The organism is Luteibacter sp. 9133, from assembly GCF_000800155.1.
Taxonomy (GTDB): domain Bacteria; phylum Pseudomonadota; class Gammaproteobacteria; order Xanthomonadales; family Rhodanobacteraceae; genus Luteibacter; species Luteibacter mycovicinus.
On record NZ_JUHO01000001.1, the window covers coordinates 3,660,305 to 3,680,625 of the forward strand.

The 20,321-nt window shown below is 62.6% G+C and carries 21 protein-coding genes; 6 read left to right on the top strand and 15 right to left on the bottom strand.

Features of this window, described 5'->3' with window-relative positions:
* Window positions 1-61: 61 nt before the first annotated feature.
* From FA87_RS15985 to FA87_RS16030, 10 genes are all read right to left on the bottom strand, one after another.
* On the bottom strand, window positions 62-481 hold the full coding sequence (locus FA87_RS15985; RefSeq protein ID WP_043695894.1) for a hypothetical protein: 420 nt from the start codon (window positions 479-481) through the stop codon (window positions 62-64).
* Complete coding sequence (locus FA87_RS15990; protein ID WP_052191394.1) at window positions 478-1,680, bottom strand: zinc-dependent alcohol dehydrogenase; 1,203 nt, start codon at window positions 1,678-1,680, stop codon at window positions 478-480. Before FA87_RS15990 ends, FA87_RS15985 begins: the two co-directional genes overlap by 4 nt.
* A gap of 312 nt (window positions 1,681-1,992) precedes the next feature.
* Entirely contained in the window at window positions 1,993-3,438 is a 1,446-nt protein-coding gene (locus FA87_RS20025) for a beta/gamma crystallin-related protein (RefSeq protein ID WP_052191395.1), read from the bottom strand.
* A 227-nt stretch (window positions 3,439-3,665) separates the two neighbouring features.
* Window positions 3,666-4,175: a hypothetical protein gene (locus FA87_RS16000; protein ID WP_156128570.1), complete on the bottom strand. Its 510-nt coding sequence runs from the start codon at window positions 4,173-4,175 to the stop codon at window positions 3,666-3,668.
* A 77-nt stretch (window positions 4,176-4,252) separates the two neighbouring features.
* Window positions 4,253-5,665 (bottom strand): efflux transporter outer membrane subunit, encoded by a 1,413-nt coding sequence (locus FA87_RS16005; RefSeq protein ID WP_239709180.1) that lies wholly within the window; start codon window positions 5,663-5,665, stop codon window positions 4,253-4,255.
* A gap of 34 nt (window positions 5,666-5,699) precedes the next feature.
* Window positions 5,700-6,887: an efflux RND transporter periplasmic adaptor subunit gene (locus tag FA87_RS16010; protein WP_036110262.1), complete on the bottom strand. Its 1,188-nt coding sequence runs from the start codon at window positions 6,885-6,887 to the stop codon at window positions 5,700-5,702.
* Window positions 6,877-10,116, bottom strand: coding sequence for an efflux RND transporter permease subunit (locus tag FA87_RS16015; protein ID WP_043695897.1), 3,240 nt, complete (start codon window positions 10,114-10,116; stop codon window positions 6,877-6,879). The genes FA87_RS16010 and FA87_RS16015 overlap by 11 nt, the downstream gene beginning before the upstream one ends.
* 188 nt (window positions 10,117-10,304) lie before the next feature.
* Complete coding sequence (locus FA87_RS16020) at window positions 10,305-11,717, bottom strand: ATP-binding protein (protein WP_043695900.1); 1,413 nt, start codon at window positions 11,715-11,717, stop codon at window positions 10,305-10,307.
* On the bottom strand, window positions 11,714-12,379 hold the full coding sequence (locus FA87_RS16025; protein WP_043695902.1) for a response regulator: 666 nt from the start codon (window positions 12,377-12,379) through the stop codon (window positions 11,714-11,716). Before FA87_RS16025 ends, FA87_RS16020 begins: the two co-directional genes overlap by 4 nt.
* Window positions 12,380-12,600: 221 nt before the next feature.
* Window positions 12,601-12,804 carry a hypothetical protein gene (locus tag FA87_RS16030; protein WP_156108678.1) on the bottom strand — a complete coding sequence of 68 codons (204 nt, stop codon included), beginning with the start codon at window positions 12,802-12,804 and terminating at the stop codon, window positions 12,601-12,603.
* A gap of 98 nt (window positions 12,805-12,902) precedes the next feature.
* Here FA87_RS16030 and FA87_RS20440 point away from each other — a divergent pair, with 98 nt between their 5' ends.
* Window positions 12,903-13,133 carry a hypothetical protein gene (locus FA87_RS20440; RefSeq protein WP_036110247.1) on the top strand — a complete coding sequence of 77 codons (231 nt, stop codon included), beginning with the start codon at window positions 12,903-12,905 and terminating at the stop codon, window positions 13,131-13,133.
* A 70-nt stretch (window positions 13,134-13,203) separates the two neighbouring features.
* Here the strand turns inward: FA87_RS20440 and FA87_RS16035 are convergent, their stop codons facing one another.
* The 4 genes from FA87_RS16035 to FA87_RS16055 form a co-directional block, all read right to left on the bottom strand.
* The gene (locus FA87_RS16035) at window positions 13,204-13,695 is read right to left on the bottom strand and encodes a DUF4265 domain-containing protein (RefSeq protein ID WP_051943279.1); all 492 of its coding nucleotides are present in this window, start codon (window positions 13,693-13,695) and stop codon (window positions 13,204-13,206) included.
* Window positions 13,696-15,044: 1,349 nt separating this feature from the next.
* Complete coding sequence (locus FA87_RS16045) at window positions 15,045-15,956, bottom strand: hypothetical protein (protein WP_043695906.1); 912 nt, start codon at window positions 15,954-15,956, stop codon at window positions 15,045-15,047.
* Window positions 15,957-16,160: 204 nt separating this feature from the next.
* The gene (locus FA87_RS16050; RefSeq protein WP_043695910.1) at window positions 16,161-16,370 is read right to left on the bottom strand and encodes a hypothetical protein; all 210 of its coding nucleotides are present in this window, start codon (window positions 16,368-16,370) and stop codon (window positions 16,161-16,163) included.
* Window positions 16,371-16,565: 195 nt separating this feature from the next.
* Entirely contained in the window at window positions 16,566-16,847 is a 282-nt protein-coding gene (locus FA87_RS16055) for a helix-turn-helix transcriptional regulator (RefSeq protein ID WP_081996615.1), read from the bottom strand.
* A 170-nt stretch (window positions 16,848-17,017) separates the two neighbouring features.
* Here FA87_RS16055 and FA87_RS16060 point away from each other — a divergent pair, with 170 nt between their 5' ends.
* The 5 genes from FA87_RS16060 to FA87_RS16080 all read left to right on the top strand — a co-directional run bounded on the left by FA87_RS16060 (window position 17,018) and on the right by FA87_RS16080 (window position 19,396).
* Window positions 17,018-17,323 carry a hypothetical protein gene (locus tag FA87_RS16060; protein ID WP_043695913.1) on the top strand — a complete coding sequence of 102 codons (306 nt, stop codon included), beginning with the start codon at window positions 17,018-17,020 and terminating at the stop codon, window positions 17,321-17,323.
* Complete coding sequence (locus tag FA87_RS16065; RefSeq protein WP_043695915.1) at window positions 17,323-18,096, top strand: hypothetical protein; 774 nt, start codon at window positions 17,323-17,325, stop codon at window positions 18,094-18,096. The genes FA87_RS16060 and FA87_RS16065 overlap by 1 nt, the downstream gene beginning before the upstream one ends.
* 45 nt (window positions 18,097-18,141) lie before the next feature.
* Entirely contained in the window at window positions 18,142-18,762 is a 621-nt protein-coding gene (locus FA87_RS16070; RefSeq protein ID WP_043695918.1) for a hypothetical protein, read from the top strand.
* 62 nt (window positions 18,763-18,824) lie between these two features.
* Window positions 18,825-19,133, top strand: a complete 309-nt coding sequence (locus tag FA87_RS16075) for a hypothetical protein (protein WP_197062427.1) — start codon at window positions 18,825-18,827, stop codon at window positions 19,131-19,133.
* 71 nt (window positions 19,134-19,204) lie between these two features.
* Complete coding sequence (locus tag FA87_RS16080; protein WP_043695922.1) at window positions 19,205-19,396, top strand: hypothetical protein; 192 nt, start codon at window positions 19,205-19,207, stop codon at window positions 19,394-19,396.
* A gap of 305 nt (window positions 19,397-19,701) precedes the next feature.
* Here the strand turns inward: FA87_RS16080 and FA87_RS16085 are convergent, their stop codons facing one another.
* A complete protein-coding gene (locus tag FA87_RS16085; protein WP_043695925.1) occupies window positions 19,702-19,926 on the bottom strand; it encodes an SIR2 family protein in 225 nt (74 codons plus the stop codon).
* Window positions 19,927-20,321 lie beyond the last annotated feature (395 nt).

The following is a 20,321-nucleotide window of genomic DNA, read 5'->3' on the forward strand; positions in this document are numbered from 1 at the left end:
GTCGCGGATGTCGACATTGGCCGCGTCGCCGACCGGACTACGCATGACCTGACCGGGCGGGCTATCGGCTGTTTCTGCGAATCAGCCATACCGCAAGCAGAGCTGCACCGCTCCCGAGAGCTACGGCGCGCACTCCTGGCTTGATCGCGACGTCCGCAACCATCCCCTCGGCAGCGTCGACCCGATCGGCCGCAAGCAGCATCAGCCAGTGGCGGAGGTCGTTCTCACTGTGGCGGAAAGCCCTGCGGCGTATCCACCCGCTGATTCCGCGCGGCGGAACAGTCGTGCCGAACACCGGCGGCCGAACGAAGTGCTCAGTCGATTGCAATATTTCGACCGCGCTCTCCTGCGCAGGCGGCGTCGTCCAGTGCACGCCTTCCAGCCGTGGCGGCGTGCGCTCCATCGGCACCGCCGGACGGTTCGCACGGTCAAGGTCGGCGCCCCAACCGGGGATGGTGCTGCGGTCAATGGGCTGGTTCATGCCGGCTCTCCGGGGACGATGGAAGGGTTCGGAGTCTTGACGGACGACCCCGTTGCCGTCGGCGGGATCAATACGGCCTTGATGCAGCCGTCTTTCTTGCCTGAGAACATCTCGTACGCATCACTGACCTCTTCGAGCGGCACGCGATGGGTAATGATGGCCTTGGGGTTGAGCCAGCCAGCGCGGACGTGCTCGATGAGGCGCGGAAGATGACGCTTGACGCTTGCCTGATTCATTCGCAAGGTCAGCCCCTTGTTGACCGCATTGCCGATGGGCACGGCGTTGAACGTCGGACCGTACACGCCGACAATTGACACGTTGCCGCCCTTTCGCACCGAGTTGATGGCCCAGTGCAGCACCGTGGCCGCTCCCGCCTGGAGCTTCATCGTGACACCGGTCAGCTGTTGAAGAGCGCTGCCTGCCGCCTCGCATCCCACCGCATCGATGCACACATCCGCACCGAGCCCGTCGGTCATTTTCTTGATATGGATGGCCATGTCGCCCACTTCCCGAAAATCAACGGTCTCGGCCGGGCCATACGCACGGACGAAGTCGAGCCGGTAGTCGACGTGGTCCACGACGATGACCCGCCCCGCCCCCATCAGCCACGCGGACCGGGCGGCCATGATGCCAACCGGACCGGCACCGAAGACGACAACGGTGTCGTTTTCCTTGATGTCGCCCATCTCGGCGGCCTGGTAGCCCGTGGGCACCACGTCGGTAAGCAGCACGGCGTCTTCGATGTCGATATCGTCGGGAATGACGGTTGGCCCGATGTCGGCGAAGGGCACGCGCACATATTCGGCCTGCCCGCCGGCGTAGCCACCCGTGGTATGTGAATAACCGTAGATTCCACCCACTGCGGTCGCCGACGGGTTCACGTTGTGGCAGTTGCTGTAGAGCTCCCGCTGGCAGAAGTAGCACGTACCGCAAAAGATGTTGAACGGGACGAGTACGCGGTCACCGACCTTCAGTCGTTCGACGCCATTTCCCACCTCGACGACCTCACCCGTGAACTCGTGCCCGAATACCGAACCCACGCGCGTATCCGGGACGAGGCCATGGTAGAGGTGCAGGTCCGACCCGCAGATGCAGGTCCGTGTGACGCGGACGATGGCGTCGAACGGGTGTTCGATCACAGGATCGGGAACTTGCCGCGCGGCCACACGGTAAGGGCGGCGATAGGTGGTCGCGAGCATGGGAGACTCCGGGGGGGTTAATGCTCCAGCGTGTCCCTCGGTTCGTGACCAAAGCGGGAAAAATTGCATGGTCCTTGCTCACGCCACCTGAGCGCGTGTAAGCGGAGCTTCGAGGCAGCCGCCGGCCGCACGGGCGTACAGAGCCCGAAGGCAGGGGTATGGCGGCACCGAGCGGAAGCAACGGGCTGGCAGTGCGAGGCCGACGCCGCCTGCGCGCTTGGACACCCAGACGTCCATAGACAAGAAACGCACCGTACCTTGCGGCACGGTGCGTTTGGCCTCGCCTGTGGCCGGACCAGCCGGCGCAGGAAGTTACAGGGACTTCACCGGGTTCTGTGCAAGCACCTGCCAGGCAAGGGACTCCGCGGCCGTGGCCTGCGCAGGGGTGAGTCCCATGCCCGCCGCCGCGGCGTCGTTCGAGCCAAGGCTGCGCGGATCGCGTCCGGTGATCCGACCGAAGGCGATGAAGGCCTCCATGGTGCTGCTGAAAGCGCTGGCGTGGTAACCGTCGACATTCCACGGATCGACCTTGCCCTCGTCGATACCATCGTATGGATTACGGTCGGCGACGCCCTGGGAAACCGCGGCGACGAACCCATCACCGACGGGCAGCATGCCGGCGAGCCCGGCGTTCGTATCCAGTGCCATCTGGTAGTTGTCATGCAGCAAGGCGACTGCCTGCTCGAGGGTCTTGCCCTTCCAGACGCCACCCGCGGCGTAGAGCTGGTCGGCGCGCGCCCAGTTTTCCAGCACGTAGACCGACGCCGCGGGGTTCGGATGGGGGCCGACGGCATGCACGTAGCCTTCCAGCAGCGCCGAGTACTTCAGGAAACTCGCGGGGTTGAGCGGCGCCGATGGATTGAGCGTGCTGTACTCCTGCAGCACCACCACGTCCCACGCTTTCGAGCCGATGAGCGGCAGCCTGTTCTGGTAATGGTACGCAAGGGTCTGACCGCTCACCGCCTCGATGCTCACGTCATAGGACAGGCCAGCGTCGACGGTCATCTGCTTGAAGATACCGGGGACGCCGCCCGTGCCGGAACCGTTGAGGTCGGTCACGTTAGCCGCGTTGAAGTGGTAGGCCGGCTCGAACTCGCCGTGCGTAAAGCTGTTGCCTACGAAGAGCACCTTGCGGGCCGGCGTCGGCGTCGGGGGCGTCACCAGCGGGAGCACGTCGAACGACGAGGTGAGGTTGTTGAACCGCAGGTCCGTGAGGTTCGGTGCATCGGCCGTGATTTCCAGCGCGAGGCCGCCACGTCCCGGGTGCTGATAGAGCATCACTCGCGAACCTGCCGGGATGCGCACAGACGAAATCTTGTCGACGACCGGGCCTGACACGATGTCGCCGGTGGCGGCATCGGTGCAGAACGACGCGCCCTGGTACTGGTAGTTCTCGTAGAAACACGTGCCGGATGTCGTGGGAGCGGGTGCCGCTGTCGCGCCATCGACCCGAAAGGACGACGCGAGGTTGTTGAAAGCGACGTTGCTCAGGTTGGGCGTATCCGCCGTAACTTCCAGCACCTTCCCTGTGAAGTCGGGGTGCTGGTAAAGCGTTACCTTCGACCCGTCCGGGACGCGTACGGCTGAGATCTTGTCAACCACGGCGCCGGTGACATTACCCTCGAGCGTCGTCGGGCACCACTCCGCCCCCTGATAGTTGTAGTCGGCATAGAAGCAGAGGCCGCCCGTCGCCGAAGCGGTCATGGAGGCAAGAAGAAGTGGCATAGCCGCGCCCAGGCGGGAAAGCGTTCTGTACATGTCGGTCTCTCCGGTTGATGAGTGCGATTCTTCATCCCCAGCCACGACATCGCCTCCCCCGTACGGGTGTAGAAGCGCGCGAGATATGTGCTGCGCATCACCAAATGAGGCGGAAGATCCGTTATTCGAGAAGGTCTCTTGCCACCCAATATCCTTCTCGTGGGGCGCTTGACCGCGAAACCGGCGCGCTACGCCGGTCTGGGGGGACGTGGCCTGCGGCGTCCGCGTCAGTAGGGCAGCGGATCTGGCTCTTGCGCAACGCTTTCCCAAATGCCATCGAGCAGCAGTTTTCGCGTACGGGCGATGTAACCCGGACGCGCGGCAATCACACGCTCCCGCGCTCGATCGCTGAATGACACGACGGAGCGATCGCGATCGCACAGCGCGGACACAACTGTCGGGCCCTTGTCGTTCGGCACCGAAGCAGGGGCGCCCGCACACAAGGTCTTCACTGGTCCGCTGAAGTGACCGACCCAGATCTCCACGCGGCGCCCGCGTTCCGCTTCGACATCGGCTACGGGCTCGTTGAAAACATCGCCTCGACTGTCAAACGCGGCTGCATTGCCGTTGGCGTCGTGAATAACGAACGGAATATGATCCATCCGTTTGTCCCACAAATCGTAGGTGTCATTCGCCTTGACGGTGCCCGTTTCGGTGACTGCGGCACAGCCGGTCAAGCCACTCGTCGCAAGGAACAGCGCGATAGCGGTTCGCCTGGTCGTTAGTTTGAATCGCACGGGGTATATCTCCCTCTTACGGGCTACGCATGAGTTTCTCGCGAGCTCACGCTCTACGGTGGTGGAAAAGCCTCGGATCAGCGTGAGCTCACCTGAGGCTGGTCTTGAGCAGCGGTATGCCATCCGCCACCCAGGGCGCGGATGAGATCCACGCTTGCCTGGAGCTGCCGCGTGCGTACCAGCTCGGCTGTGCGTTCGGCCTTGAGCGCCGCGGTCTGCGCCGTGACTACCTCCAGATAGCTGACGACGCCCTCGTTGTACCGGTTGGTCGCCAAGGTCTCGGACTGCTTGGCGGCGTCGGCCGCTGCCATCTCCTGCTGACCTTCCCGGCCTAACTCCTGAAGCAAGGACAGGTTGTCTTCGACTTGCTGGAACGCGTGCAGCACCAGGCCGCGGTACTGCGCTGAGGCCGCAGCAAACTCCGCTTTGGCTTCCGCCTCGCGGCCGCGCCGCGCGCCGCCGTCCAATAGATTGAGAGAGGCCAACGGCCCAAGGCTCCAGAACTGGTTGCTGGCCGCCAGGAGATTGCCGTGCCCCACGTCCTGCCAGCCCAATGCCGCGCCCAGGCTGATGGTCGGGTAGAACGCCGCGCGCGCGACCCCAATGCCGGCGTTGGCCGCGAACGCACGCCGTTCGGCGGCCGCGATATCAGGCCGGCGCTCCAACAAGGTCGAAGGCACCCCCAGCGGAATGCCAGGCAGGGTCAAAGCCGTGGTCTGGGCGGGCAGGAAAAAGGTCGACGGGGATTCGCCGACCAACGCCGCGATGGCGTGCTCGGTGAGTGCCCGCTGCACACGCAGCTCCGTTTCCTGGGCCTGGGCATCGGCGTATTGCGCGTTCGCGCGGGCAAGATCCAGCCCCGACGAAACACCCCCATCCATGCGCTTTTGCGTGATCGACTGGCCCTTGCCGAACGCGGCCAACGAGTCCTGGACGATGCGCAGCTCCACATCATCCCCCCGCAATGCGATGTACAAGTCCGCAAGACGCCCCTGGAGGCTCAGGCGGGCGGAGGCCAGGTCCGCCTCCGCCGCAACGCTACGCGCCTTGCCTTCGGCCACCTCATTGCGAATCCGGCCCCATAGATCCAGCTCGTAGCTGGCGCTGAAGGCGACCGTCCGCGTGTCGTATTCGTTGGGCTGGTTGGAGCCCCGAAGCGGCCGGTTATCGGACTGCCGCGCGTTGGTCGGTGAGGCGTCGATGCCTGCTTGGGGCGACTGTTGCGCCCCAAGCTCTTGGAGATAGGCCCGCGATGCATCCAGACGAGCCAGAGCTACGCCGATGTCGGGGTTGTTGGCGTCCAGTTTGGATTCGAGGCCATCGAGAGTGGGATCGCCGTAGACTTTCCACCACGGACCGCGCGCGACAGCATCTTTGGGATCGGCCTGCGTCCAACCTTCGGGATTAGCGGCGCCCTTAAAGGCCTCCGGCAGGGCACCGGCGTTGGGCTTCACGTAGTCCGGCGCCAGCGAGCAGCCGCCCAGCGCCATGAACAAGACCAATGCTCCGCCACGGATGGCAAGATCATGCTTTCTTGGCATGGTGGCTCTCGTCGGTGGCAGCGGGGGCCAACTGGACCAGATCGCCTTGGCTCAGCGAATCGGTAGGATGATCGATGATGCGGTCGTCCGGCTGAAGGCCCTGGTCGATCTCCAGCTTGTCGCCCAGGTCCATCGCGATGTGTACATCGCGCAGCACCACATGGTGGTCCTTGCCGAGCACCGCGATCTGCGGCCCCTGCGCGCGAAACAGGAGGGTCGTGGCCGGAACGGTCACCGTGTGGGCGTCGGCGTGTGTGGAGAGCTGCACCTCGGCAAAGTCGCCCGGCAACAGATCCTGGCGCGGATTGTCGACCTTGAACTGCGCCAGCAACGTGCCGGAGGCCCGGTTGATGGCCCTGGACGTCCCGATGAGCGTGCCGTCGACCGTCTCGCCGCCATGGCCCAGCACGAGCAACTTCACCTTCATTCCGGGGACGATGGAGGACGCGTAACTTTGCGGCACCTGCGTGTACAGGCGCATTTTGCTGGTATCGGCAATGGAAAAGAGCGGCTCGCCCCCGCTGGTGTTCGCCGTGATGAGGTCGCCGATGTCCGTGTTACGCGCCGTCACCGTCCCGTCGAACGGCGCGACGATGCGTTTGAATGATTCCAACGCGGCCAGGCGGTCTACATCGGCCTGGGCGCCCAGCTGATTGGCGCGCGCCGTCTCCGCTTCGCTCGACTTTTCATCCGACTCCTGCTTGGACACCGAATGCGACGCGAGCAGGTTCTGCCAGCGCCTGGCGGTGGTGTCGGCCAGGCGCACATTGGCCTGGGCGCGCACCAGTTCGGCTTTGGCCTGTTCGAACTGCTGATCCAGTTCCGGCGTGTCGATGAGCGCCAGAACCTGGCCGGCTTTGACTTTTTCGCCGATGTCGACATTCCACTGCTTCAGATACCCTCCGACCCGTGCGTGGATGGGGGTGGCAATCCATGCATCGAGGTGACCCGGCAGCGTCAGACCCTGGTTGGCGCTGAGCGCAGAGGCAGAAATGACCTGCACGCTCGGCGTAAGTTGCGCCTGGGTCCACGTCGTCAGCTCGTGGGACTCCACGGACCGCAGAGACAGACCCGCAATCACCCCAACGGAGGCCAGGCCTAAGCCGATGGCCAGAATCAAACGGACACGGGGAGGCCGCCCGGGTATCGCGGCGGTGGCTTCATGCGACATGGGAGTGATCTCCGATAAGCGGCTGTTTGGAAGGGGCGGGAGCAGGCCGGCCGTGGACGATCGCGAAGATGACCGGCACAAACAGCAAGGTGGCAAGCGTGGCGAACATGAGGCCGCCGATGACCGCGCGACCCAGCGGGGAGTTCTGTTCCTGGCTGAGCGCCATGGGCAGCATGCCGATGATCATCGCCAGCGCCGTCATGCACACCGGACGGAAGCGGGTAAAACCGGCCTCGAGCGCCGCCTTGACCGGGTCCCCATGCTCGGCCAGCCGCTCGCGGCAGAAGGTCACCACCAGGATCGCGTTCGCAGTGGCCACGCCCATGCACATGATGGCCCCGGTGAGCGCGGGCACGGACAAACTGGTGTGCGTGAGAAACAGCATCCAGACGATGCCGGCAAGCGCTGCCGGGAGGGCGGTGATGATGACGAACGGGTCCATCCACGATTGGAAATTGACCACGATGAGCAGGTAGATGAGGCCCACAGCCCCGACCAGACCGAACAACAGACCGCTGAAGGCTTCGTTCATCGTGCCGACCTGCCCGTGCAGGCTGACCAAAGTGCCCTTTGGCCGTTGACTTGCAAACTGCGCCAGAACCTTTTCCACATCACTGGCCACGCCCCCCAAATCCCGGCCTTGAATGGAGGCATAGATGTCGTACGACGGCATGATGTTGTAGTGAGACACCACCGCATCGCTGGGCCCACGGGTGAAGCTCGCCAGACCACCCAGAATTTGCGTGGCACCGTTGCCTGAGGAGGTCACCGGCAGCGCCTTGAGATCCGACATCGAGTCCATGAGGTATTGCGGCGTGGAAGCCACGATGGCGTAGGACACGCCGTTTTTCGGATTGAGCCAGAAGGCCGGGGCGACCTGCGAGCTGCCTGCCAGAGACGCCACCATGCTATTGGTGACATCGCGCTCGGTGATGCCCAACCCATCCGCCCGTACTCGGTCCACTTTGACGTTCAACTGCGGGTAGCTCGAGCTTTGCTGCAAGCGGACATCGACGATGCCATCCACCTTGCGCAGCTCCTTCATAATTCTTTCTGCGTAGGCTTCGTTGGCCACGCGATCCCGTCCGGCGATGGAGACATCCAGCGGCGAGGGCGAACCAAAGTTAAGGATCTGACTGGTCATGTCGGCCGGCAGGAACGCGAACTGGGTGCCGGGGAATTCGCGCGGAAGCTTTTCGCGCAATTGCTTCATGAAATCGGCCGCCGGCCGATGGCCTTCCTTCAAGGCGATCTGGATATCGCCGTCCTGCGAGCCGATGGTACCGCTGCTGCTGTAAACCAGGTTCACGCCGCTCAGCGGAAGGCCGATGTTGTCGATGATGGTGTCGAGCTGATCGGGCGGAATGACGGCGCGGATGGCGCGTTCGATATGATCGAACTCAGCGGCGGTCTCTTCGACGCGAGTGCCCATGGGCGCGCGCACGTGCATCGAGATGGATTCCGAATCCACGGTCGGAAAAAAATCCCGGCCCAATGCAGGAATCAGCGCAAAGGACACCACGACGAACCCGAGGAAGCCGACGACGAAGCGCTTTCGGCTGTCGAGGGCTACCGCCAGCAAGCCGTAGTAGCCGTCGCGGACCTGCGTGAAGCGCTGCTCAAAGCCCATCTGAAACCGCAGCAGCCCGCGCACTACGGCACTGCGGCGATTGCGACCGTGCTGGTCGCCCTCGTGATGGTTGAGATAGGTGTCCTCGGGATGCGCGCCCTCCCCGCCTTCCAGATGGTGTGGCTTGAGGAAGAACATCGCGAGCGTTGGCACAAGCGTGCGGGACAGGATGAAGGAAGACACCATGGCGAAGATCACCGCCAGGGCCATCGGGCGGAACAGGAAGCCGGCGATGCCGTCGAGCATGAACATCGGCACGAAGACGATGCAGATGCACAGCAGCGACACGAAGGCCGGCATCACGATCTGCCTGGCGCCGTCCATGATGGCGTCCATGACGCCCTTGCCTTGCTCCAGATGCCAGTTGATGTTCTCGATGGTCACCGTGGCGTCGTCGACCAGAATGCCCACCGCCAACGCCAGGCCGCCCAGGGTCATCACATTCAAGGTCTGTCCGAACAGCGACAGCAAAGCAATCGCCGACAGGATGGAAAGCGGAATGGACAAGGCGATGATGACCGTCGAGCGCCAGCTGCCGAGGAACAACAGAATCATCACGGAAGTCAGAAGGGCTGCAATGACCCCCTCGCGGGCCACCGAGGCCACGGCGGCTTTCACGAAGATGGACTGATCGCTCAGCAGGTGCATCTGCAGCGACTTGGGCTGGGTCTCGGCAATGAGCGGCAACAGCTTCTTGATGCCGGCCACCACGTCCAGAGTCGACGCGTTGCCGTTTTTCAACGCGGGCATCAGCACGGCGCGTTTGCCGTCCACGCGGACCACATTGTTTTGCGGCGGCGCGCCGTCGCGCACATGGGCCACATCGCCGATGGTGATCGTCGCGCCGTTGACGGTCTTGATGGGCAGGTTGTTTAGCTCATCGATGGCCGTTGGGCTGTTATTGAGTTGGACGTGATACTCGTAAGTCCCGATCTTGGCCGTGCCCACGGGGATAATCTGGTTCTGTGCGGCCAACGCGTTGCCCACGTCCTGGGCCGAGAGGCCTTTGGCCGCCAGCGAGCGCGGATTCAAGTCCAGCGTTACTTGCTTTTGTTTGCCGCCATACGGCGTCGGTATGGCCACACCAGGCACTGAAATCAGCGTCGGGCGCATGAAGTTCTGCGCGATGTCGCGGATGGTGGCTTCCGACAAAATGGGGCTCGACAGCGCCATCTGGAGCACTGGAACGGTGGAGGCGTTGTAATTGAGAATGAGCGGCGGCGTGATGCCCGGAGGCATCTGCTTGACCACCGTCTGGGAAATCGAGGTCACCTGCGCCGTGGCCGTGCGGATGTCCACGCCCGGCTGGAAGAAAATCTTGACAATGCCAACGCCCGGCAACGACTGCGACTCGATGTGCTCGATGTCGTTGACCGAGGTGGTCAACTGGCGTTCGTAGTAATAGATCACGCGGCCCGACATCTGGTCCGGCGGCAGGCCGTTATAGGTCCACACGACGCTGATGACCGGGATACCGATGTTCGGAAAGATGTCTGTTGGCGTGCGCAAGGCGGCCAGCGGACCGGCGATGAGGATCAACAGCGCCAGCACGATGAAGGTGTATGGACGCGAGAGGGCGATGCGAACGAGGGCTAGCATGCGGCGAGCCCGTGAGCCAATAGAGATGGCGGCGTCATGACGCGGACGGGTCGCTGCGCATGGCGCAGTGGCGCGGAAGGTTTCATCGGCGGTATCGCTCGGATCTGACCCGGGCAGAAGTGCCCTGGGTCATTATCCGAACCGATTCTTGTGGAAATCTTTTGTGCTCCGAATCTGTCGCTCGGCGCTCAGCGTTTACTCGCGGCGTCGGTCAGCGGATCCATCAGGATGTGCACCAGAAGTCCATTGCCCGACGGGGCCTCCAGAAGCGCGATGGACCCGTCGTGCAGCTCTACCGCGCGCTGGACGATGCTGAGCCCAAGGCCATAGCCTGGCTCTTTCATGTCGGCGCCACGGTAGCCACGTTGAAAGGCAGCCTCCCTGCGGTTCTTGGGAATGCCGGGGCCGTCGTCGGAGACCGCAATCAGGATCTTGCCGTCCAGGCGGCATACAGCCACATCGACCTGGCCACGCTCCGGGGTATAACGGAGTGCGTTTTCAATCAGGTTGCGAAACATCGCCGTGAGTGCGACCTCATGGCCCGACACCCACAATTCGGGCTCTTCGTGGTTGAGGCTCAGGGAGATGTCTTTCTCCGCGATGACGGGGGCCAACTCTTCGATGACCTCGGTGGCCACCATGACCAGGTCCAGAGGGACGCGGTGTTGTGAGGCGGCCCCGGCTTCCAAACGCGCGACCGCAAGAATTTGCTCGATGCGGCGTCCCAGGCGGACCAGGCTTCGCCGCGCGTTGCCGACGGTGTATTGAACCTCGGCCGGGTCGTCGGCAATGAGCGCGCTTTCCATGTGAATCATGGTGGCTGCCAGCGGTGTGCGCAGCTCATGCGCCACATCGCCAGCAAATCGGTGCTCTCGTTCGACCGCATCTTCCAACCGCTCGAGTTGCTGATTGAGCGTCTCGATCAGTGGCTTGATCTCGTCGGGAGAGCGGTCGATGGAGATGAGCTTGCGACTGCCCGGTTCGCGCTGCGCGAGCACTGCAGTCAGCACACCCAGAGGCTTGAGTCCCTGTTTGACCGCGAGTCCTGCCAACACGGCGAGCAGAGGCAGCCCGATGATGAGCGGCAACGCGTGCTCAAGGATGAGACCGCGGGTGATGTCCGACCGGTTATCTGCCCGCTCCCCAATCCGCACCGTCAGGTCGAAGCGGTTGGTGAGGGTGAACAGTCGCCATTTGACCCCGTTATATTCGGCTTCATGAAACCCGCGTTCCCCAGGAGCCGGTGGGGGCAGGTCCGCCAGATTGGCGGTTGCCGCGACCAGTTTGCGCTGGGGGTCATACGCCTGAAAGCCGACTTCGGGCTCGTAGTTGCGTGGATGGACCGATACGACGACGGTACCCTTTTGCGCCTCGGTCGCGAGCTGCAGCGTCTTCGCCGGATCCTGTACTCCGTAGTTGCCATGCCCGTAGGCAATCAAGGTGCCCAGCGTTCGCCCTGCCTGGGCCAAACGCCCATCGAGCAACTGATTCATCTCGTGGAGTTCGCGCTGGTAGCTGATGGTCCCCAGCGGAATGAGCACGGCCACCTGGACAAGGATGATGAGCCAGGTGAGTCGCGCGCGCAGGCTGCTGGAGGTCACTTGGGTTCCCGGGGCATCATGTAGCCAATGCCGCGCACCGTGTGGATGACCTCGGGACTCAACTTCCGGCGCAGCCAGTGCACATGCACTTCGATGGCGTTGCGATCCACCACTGTGTCATATCCGTAGACCGACCCTTCGAGCGTTTCGCGGCGAACGATGCGGCCGGCGCGCTCGGTCAGGATGCGCAGCACCGCGAACTCCCGCCGGGTCAAGGTTACCATTTCACCTCGAAAGGTAACGCCATTCGTAGCCAGGTCCAGCACCAGACTGCCCACCTCCACTCGATTGTCCACCAGGCCCTGCGCGCGGCGGGTCAGCGAGCGAATACGTGCCGCCAGTTCCCCCAGGTCAAACGGCTTGACCAGGTAATCGTCTGCGCCCAGGTCCAAGCCCTTGATGCGCGACTCTGTCGCATCCCGCGCGGTCATTACCAGGATGGGCGTTTTCACCCCCGCGCGGCGTGCTTCAAGCAGCACTTCCAAGCCGTCTTTCCCAGGCAGGCCCAGGTCGAGCAAGATCAAGTCGATGCCCGTGTCAGACAACGACGCCGCGCCTTGCCTGCCGTCGGTCAGCCACGTTACCGCGTAAGACTGGTGCTCAAGCGCATGCTTGATGGCCTCGCCCAACTCGATGTCGTCTTCAAGTAGCAAGATGTGCATGCGGTACGGGCTCGAGGAACGAAAGCGACCATGATCGCCGGAGAGTCTTTTGCCAACCTTTTGTGCCCTGGCATCCAGTCTACGCCAGGGCAGTGACGCGATGTCTGGTCTCAACCGGCTCTTGCAGGAGCCCGACCTCCGTCTGGACCGCAGCCCCCCGGGCCACGCTTGCCCCGCCCTGACCGGCCGATTGGGCTCTCCATCGATCGACCGCTGCGGATTCACATGACCAACCCCCTGCCCGCCTTGCTCACCGCCCTGAACCACGCCATCGAGGCTGTTGCGCGCAATGACGACCCTTGGCTGCGCTCGATCGCCATCGCCGCCCTCCAGTGCGAGTTGGGGACCTGGTCTATCGGGTGCCCGCGGACCCCGACATCGCCCTCCCGCTCCAGCGCATTGCGCGCATGGTGGAGAATATTCATGAGGGCCATTCCGCCCCGTTCTGTTCGACGAGGCCGCGCCGCATCGAGGTGGTGTAGAGCGGGTCGGTCGCATAGGTGTTGGTGTAGGGATCGAGGATGTGATCATCCGCCGTGGCGAAGACCTCTCACCCGGCCTGATCGAGAGCTACCTTGAGAGACATCGCGCCGTCAAAGAATGCTGCGTGGTCGGAATCGACGACACCGACCTGGGCGAGGTACCTGTGGCATTTGTTGTCGCCCGAGGGGCCATACGATTGAAGTCGGCGCCCTACGGCAATATGCGTACGACGCCTTTTCAAGGGTATATGTCCCTGCCCATATCCACGTGATACCGACACTCCCAACCGGCAGCTTGGTCAACGCGCTCACGGCCAGCCCTAGCATTCCGAACGAGGCGCTTTATTCGCGATAAATCGCACCCTCAAAGTCGAGCACTCCCGCGCCTTCCTGCCGGTTGAGATATGCCTCTGCCGCCTCCAGCACATCGCCGCCAGGCACGCTGACCGCCAACAGGTTGCGCGCTTTAAAGTATTCCGTCACACAGCCCAAGGACCGGAGCGCATCGGCAACGGCATCGACAATGTTCTCATCGAAGCAGACCACGCGAAATAAAGAGTTCGGCGATTCCACCAGCACTCGGTCGAACCATCGAACGCCATCCTGAAGAGGTGCGCGGACGGTATCGCCGAGGCCGGCCTGGCGCGCAAAGAACGGGATGTTATCGATGGTGTAGGTATCTGGCGATCCTGCTGGTCTTGCCCAGACCGACTCACTGCCAACGTCTGGATAGCCGTCCTCGTCCGGTTGGATAGAAAAGAATACCTTCACCAATTCAGGCATTGATTTTGTCGCTCTTATCGAGGTTACAGTTTCGGCAGGCAGGTTGACCATTGTTTAACGATCCGTCTCCGCCCTTGGACCTTGGGATAACGTGGTCCACATTAACCTCATTTCCGGGCGGAGTAACGCCGCGTTCACTCTTTGCGACGCCCGGTATTGAATATAGTCTCGCAATGAACACGGAGGACGGCCTGATTGGCCGCCCCGTGCTATCTCGATGCAACACGCTCTTTACTTCGCGGTGAACGATGTCCAATTGGGATTCAAAATAGATTGACCATCTGGCCGCAGAAGTTCGAGTTCGAACATCCGTCCATTCACATGGTAAAAATAGACGTCAATGAACTCGCCATCTGCATCCAACAATTTTCCTTCGACGGGAAATCCGTCGCGACCGCGGAAGCTATCTTGACCTCGATAAGGTGGGAGCTGCACATCGGGCAGGTGAAAGAGCAACCGAGATCCGTCTGGCGATTCGTCCGTGACCTCAACTTCATTGATATCTAGTAGGAACTGACTCCGAAGCACGTCATCTGTAATCAGATTTCCGAGCGTTCGGACTACAGACGATTCGGACTGCGTCAATTTTCGCATCTTGGCGCCTACTGCAATGGAAAGATTGTTCCGACATTTACCTTTCCGTCCTGAAGTGGAAATGCACGGAATTCGAGGGGTACTTCGTTCACGTTTAATCTGCCGCTGAAGGGGCCAACCGTAGTACCTTCAGAGGCACTCCTCAGTGTCCCACTGACTTCTTTCCTACGACACTCTCCACGTGCCCGACATCGAGCCCTGCCGACGAAAGCCGCGACGCGCAATGGCTGGTCTGAAACACGCTTGCGAGAGAGCCACATCTAAGAGCGCCGCAGCCAGCCGGACCGCCTCTTTGGTCATCCCATGCAATGGCCGCACCAAGAACCGCGAACCAATAGCCGGGCGCAGCGACTCGGGGACCAGAAAGCGGACATAGAAACCGCTGCGTCGGGACAACAGCAAAGGCTTGGGCACAAAACGATACCTCAGACGATACCTCGGGGGAGGTCGCTCGGGTCCGCTGACGAAGCCGATAAAACCGTTGCAGAAAAGGCACTTAGCGCAATGATGGCACTGAGTGGAGCGGGTGAAGGGAAGAAGATCAAGACCTTCTCCGGACCCCGTAATGGTCGTTTCTGCAGCATCTTCATCGGCTTGGGCAACGATACCCGAAGCGATACCTCGCGAACGTAACAGGTCGCCCCAGACAATGTCGACTACGGCTACGAGGTCCCACACGCCAACTTGGTGCTCCATCCCAGGAGCCCGGTTATTTCAGCGGTTCGAGTTGCTCGAGGGGCGCCGGACTGACCAGCGGCACCACCCCATGCTGTCAATGCTGCCTGGAGCCGGCGAGCCAAGCGTGTCTACAGCCGAGCGGGGCTTCTGGCCGTGGCAAGAAACGAGAACAGGCCGACAGTCAGGTCGAGCACGATCCAGTCCCAACCCCCGAGGGCCATGGCGGCCGGCAGCAGCAATACGGCGGTGGCATACACCTTGTAGAGGTGGCGCTGTAGCGGGGTACGAAATACATAGCGGTAGAGTCGACTGGCAAGACTTCGCGGATAACGTGCGTCACGACGCGTCACCTCCGAAAAGCGCTCGTAGTCCGCCACCGGCGGCGGGTTCCATGACATCGGTGGCGTATACCAATCCGGCAGAACCACCGTTGGGCCAGGCATGGGTGGGGGTGGAGGCGGAGGCGACTCGGCAGGGACTTCTGCCGAGAGTGGCGCTTCGACGTAATCAAAGTTTTGACGGTAGTTGGTCCGCAGGTCGTAGGGATGCACCGACGTTACGGTGTCGAGCTTAATCAGCACCACGAAGTCTTCGCGGAACGGGGTGTTGTCGGCCTCATCTCTGCCCTTCCCCGATTCCAGTTCGTCAATCCACGTGTAGTCCGTGGTGATCACGAATTTCTGATTCTCGTCGCGATAACCCGAAAACACAGGTTGAAGGCGCAACCAATCGCCTTCCTCCAATGCGGTCGACAGGACATAACCGACATAGACCTTTCCGCTGGACTGCGTGAGCATGACCGGGTATGTGCGGCGCAAGCACTGGTCGAGGACCATTTCGAGCGGTCCAACGGCACCGTATCGCGCCAGGATGGCCTTGGTCAGCGACACGTTCGTGCGAAGCGGCACATTGAGTAAGGCCGGCAGCAGCCAAACGAGGCCCGCTGAAATCACGGCCGCCTCGACCTGCAAGTAGGTTCGCCGCTCGGGCGAGGTGCTCTTGCTGAAATACTGCAAGAACACGTCGATGCCCCACTGCATCGAGTGAGGCTCCGGTCCTACAATGCGAAACCGATGCGCGATGAGGACGCTGAGCACGAACAAGACGGCGCCACCGGCAGCCGCTAGAAAATACTGAGGGTGACCCGAAGCTCGACGAATGATGGACCGCGTAACCAAATATCGCGCGACAGCAAAGTAGCCGCTGACGAGGAAAGCCAGCAGCAACGGCGCTGAGGGCATTGCCTATTCGGCCTTCGCAGGCGCGGGTTCCTTGGAATCCGACAGCTCGCCTTTGATACGCAAGCGCTTCGCGATGAGCTTGCCCGCCTCCATCTGCTCGCGAAACGCGCGCGAGTGCCTGAAATTGGATTGATTGGCGGAGAGCGTGCCGTCGCCATTGACGATGACACGCTGGGAGCCGAACGGGTGCAACAACCAGTTTGGAAGGCCCATGTTCTTCTCCGAACGCGAGGAGAGTCCCCGCAGACAACCTAAGAATATAACGCAATCGCGAGTAGTGTCAGTGAAGCCCGAGGCTCCTAATGCCCTGTATCGGCCAGGATGCCAAAAGATAGCGCCGAAAATTTTAGCCGGATATTAATGCCGGGTAAGGCCCCGATTGCTCGGCCGTGCCGCCGCCAGCGTGCCTCATCCCGCCAGTCTGGCCTCGACCGTTGCGCCGAATTCCTCGAGGCTACGGCCGCACGCCCGACTCCAGTCCAGTAACTGGAGACCGTCAAGCCGTTTCTGCCCCGTCTCAGCCTGGCTTACATAGTTCTGGGACCGGCCTAGGCGGCCGGCTAGGTCAACCTGCGTCAGCCCCGCCTCTACACGGAAGGCCCGCAAGGTCTCGCCAATGACCGCGTATTCGGGCCGGGCATGGGATTTCTGGGCCGTCGTTTTGGGTGGCTTGGGTGGCAGGCGTGACATCGAAAGGACCCGCAAGGTGGCGGGCTGTAAAGCTATACACCGAATCGAGATACGCCCACTCGGTTTACCCCCAGTTCAAATATCGCTACTTCGGTTACGTTACGGTCTGCGCCACGGGAACGCCGACGCCCTCGCTCGTCACAGTCGGCCCAAGACAGGGAATCGCCTGCATGTTCGTGTTTCTTCGCTCATTGGCTGCTTTCGCGTTGTTACCACTCAGTACGGCTGCGTTTGCCGGGCAGGCCGATGTCTGTTACTCCGCCCCGACCACCACGGGCCAAGCGGACAAGCTTACGTCGTCGACCCCGCTGGAGTGCCCCCAAGCGGGTCGACACAGCCTGAGCCAGCTGGCTCAGGCAGGCTGGAGCATCGCGGCCGTGCAGCCCGTGGTCGTGGATTACGCCATCGACCCGGCCACGCACACCCCGACCAGTGCGTCCGCGTGGCAAGTCGTCCTCCAAAAGGAGGCCAAGTGATGGCCCGGCGGAACTGGCTGTCTCTCGCTGCAGCCGCCTTGGTGGGCTGCTCGTCCGGCGCGCCAGACCCGAGCGCCCCCGCCAACGCCCCAGCTCTGTCGGCCAGTGCATCTAAAACGGCGCCCTCAACGGTCGCCGCGAGCGCCACGAGCGCAGTGCCGGCGGTGACGTCGACCGAACGGCCCTTCGACCAATACCGAGCCCCGGGCCACGACGAGCTGGCCTGGGCCGGCTTCTATTTTGCTGTGTCAGGCACGCCGGCGGACTACAACGCGGTCGCGGCTCGATTCGACCCAACTTTCCAAAACACAAGCGACGCGTTTGCCCAGCAAGACGCGGTGGCGAAGGTTAAGCCCAAGCTCGACCAGGCGATCGCCGAAGCGAAGAGCAATCCCTTTGTGCAACTGCCTCCGGTTCGGATGCACATGCCGCCCTACGACCTCGACCATGGGCAATACGACCTGGGCTCACTAATTGGACCCGACCTGCGCGTGCGGGTGGCGGACGGCGCGGCCAGCATCACTTTTGCCGCGAATCCGGGGCTCGCAGCCTATGCCCCGGCCACCGAGACTGAGGCCCGCCAGCTGGAGCACACGATTGCCAGCAACCCGCTCGGCCGAAGCGTCGAGGTCGTCGTCTACGGCAAGGTGGTGGGCGCGAGCCTGCGCGGCGGCGAGCCACAGTTGACGCTCGTGCCGACCCGGGTGGCGGTCCAATGCGCCTTGGTCGACGGACGCACGATTCCGATGTTCGTCGCTACGACGATGCCGTAACCGGCGTCGGCATCGCCCCCTACCTCTCTTTGGAGCGAAATCCTCATGCTCATGCTCATGCTCATGCTCGGCTTGGGTGTCGCCACCGCTTTCGCCGTCGTCGCGCTCAGTCGCAAGCGTCGCCATTCGTCGTCGACACCGATGCCGGCCACGCCAGCGGCATCCCCGACTCCGCGTCATCCGGACTGGCGCGCGGCCCGCTCCGAAAGCCTAACGCTCGAGCAAGCGGTGGCTGAAATGACCCACCATGCGGCCCTGCTGCAACAGCTGGCCGATGCATGGCTCACGTCGGCGAACCAATGGACGACTGCGCCCGCTATCTTTCGGGCCAATGTTGACCGCGCGTCATCTATGGCGCGAGCCATTGAAGATGAAGCGCTGAAGACCGTGGACACCCTGCGCCACCTTGAGCGGCTGCGCGATGGTGCAGCGCGCTTTGACCAAGCACGTGACCAAGCGCACGCCTTGGCCGACCAAGCCGATACCGCCGTTGCCCTGATGCGCGACCGACTCGGAGCCTTGGCGAGCGTCCAAGGCCTGCATGCGGCCCAACTGCAACGCCAAGCGAAGACCGTGGCGCACCGCGTGGACGCCCCAGCGGTTGAACAGCGGCTGGCTGCGCACACCTCGCTTGAATCTTGGACGCTGTCGGAGATGCTCGGATGAGTGGCGATTTTTCGCGGTACACGCCCAAACAAATCCTAGCCCACTGTCAGAAGAACGAGCGCTTGGCCGGCTCGAACCCGCTGCAGCACCAGGGTTACCAACGCGACGCCCTCGCCCGTGCCAATCGCTTGGCCACCGAGGCGGACGACGAAGTCCGCCGGTTCCGGAATTGGCGCATCGGTTTCATCGCCTCGCGGCGCGACGCCTGGGGCCACCTCGACGAAGCGTGCAAGCAAGCCCTGGCGCGAGCGGGCCAGTCTCTGACGACGCTGCGGAACGTTTGGGCAGCCCTCGAACCGTTGCTGACGACCGAAGAACGGCATCAGTGGCTCGCGTGCCACTCGCCATCCCTTGCCGAAAAGGCAGACTGAGCCTCCTCATCGCAGCAGCTTTCGGTTGCCGGCTACCCTTATACTTCCTGCCCGCACACCATGGATGCGTCGTGCCAGAACTTCCCTTCCCCCTGCCGCTCGAGTCGGTCATTGCGGCGGCCGTCGCCCTTGATGAAGCCCTAGGCCAGGCTAAGTTTCCGCAAGCCAGACATCACCTTCATGTTTTGGCCTTGCGCGCGACCGCTGCCGCTTGTCCCGACGTGCATGACCTGGAGCTTGCGCTGCTTTTCACGCTTGAATAAGCCATCCGGCCGGAACACGCGATCGCGGTGCGTGCTAAGTGCGCCACCATCCCGCGCTCGTGCGGTGCGCATGCTTGGGGACCTGCCATGCCAGCGTCGATGACCGAGCGCTGCCATGCCGCAACGTTCTGGGCCCGCTTAGCCCACGCGTCCAGTGTTGCCCACAGTCGGTCAAAGCCCTGGAACGGAATGGGCATGACACCCCGGTGTGACCGCTGGTCATGAGCCTCCTCAGCGGTGCCGGCATGAAGAGCGAACAGACGTTCATTGCCTGGCGATGTGCGATTCGTCGCCTCCAGCAGGTATTACACCGTCGGGTCGTCCGCCGAATAGCCGACGAACACGATGATGAAGCGCTGTACGAGCAATTGCAGGTAGCGTGTGGCCCGCCCGTCCGACAAATAGGCATGACCAAATTCAGCGCTTGAGAGCACGAACTCGTCGTGCGCCGCTCCGGTGTGGTCGGCGGTCACGTCCCCATGCAGGTGCACAACGCCGCGAAAGTCTTTGGGCCGGCGCGGATCGGGCAAATGCGGGGGCGCCGATGAACGAATGTCCGGATTGGCGCGTTCGAATTAGAGAGCGAAATTGGTGGTCACTAAGCGCGCTGAATCAGTGCCTGCGCGAGCTAACGCCAGGAGAATGTGGTGCGGCGATAGCTCGACATCATCCGGCACCTTCAATGGGTTCGCCACCGCGCAACGAACGTCATTTACCTCAAACTATTGCTGGAGCAGGCTGAACACGCGATCCACGGCAAATGGCAAGGGCTTTGCGCCTTCCTCCCTTGGCTTGGATGCATCCAGCAGGTGCCGTGCCGGTCCGTGCCGGCCCGCACCTAGATCGTTGGCCACCCGCCAGGCTAGCTGCGCAAAGTCAGGCAGGCGTGCCTTGTAGAGGGACACCCCTGCCCCACTGAAAAACA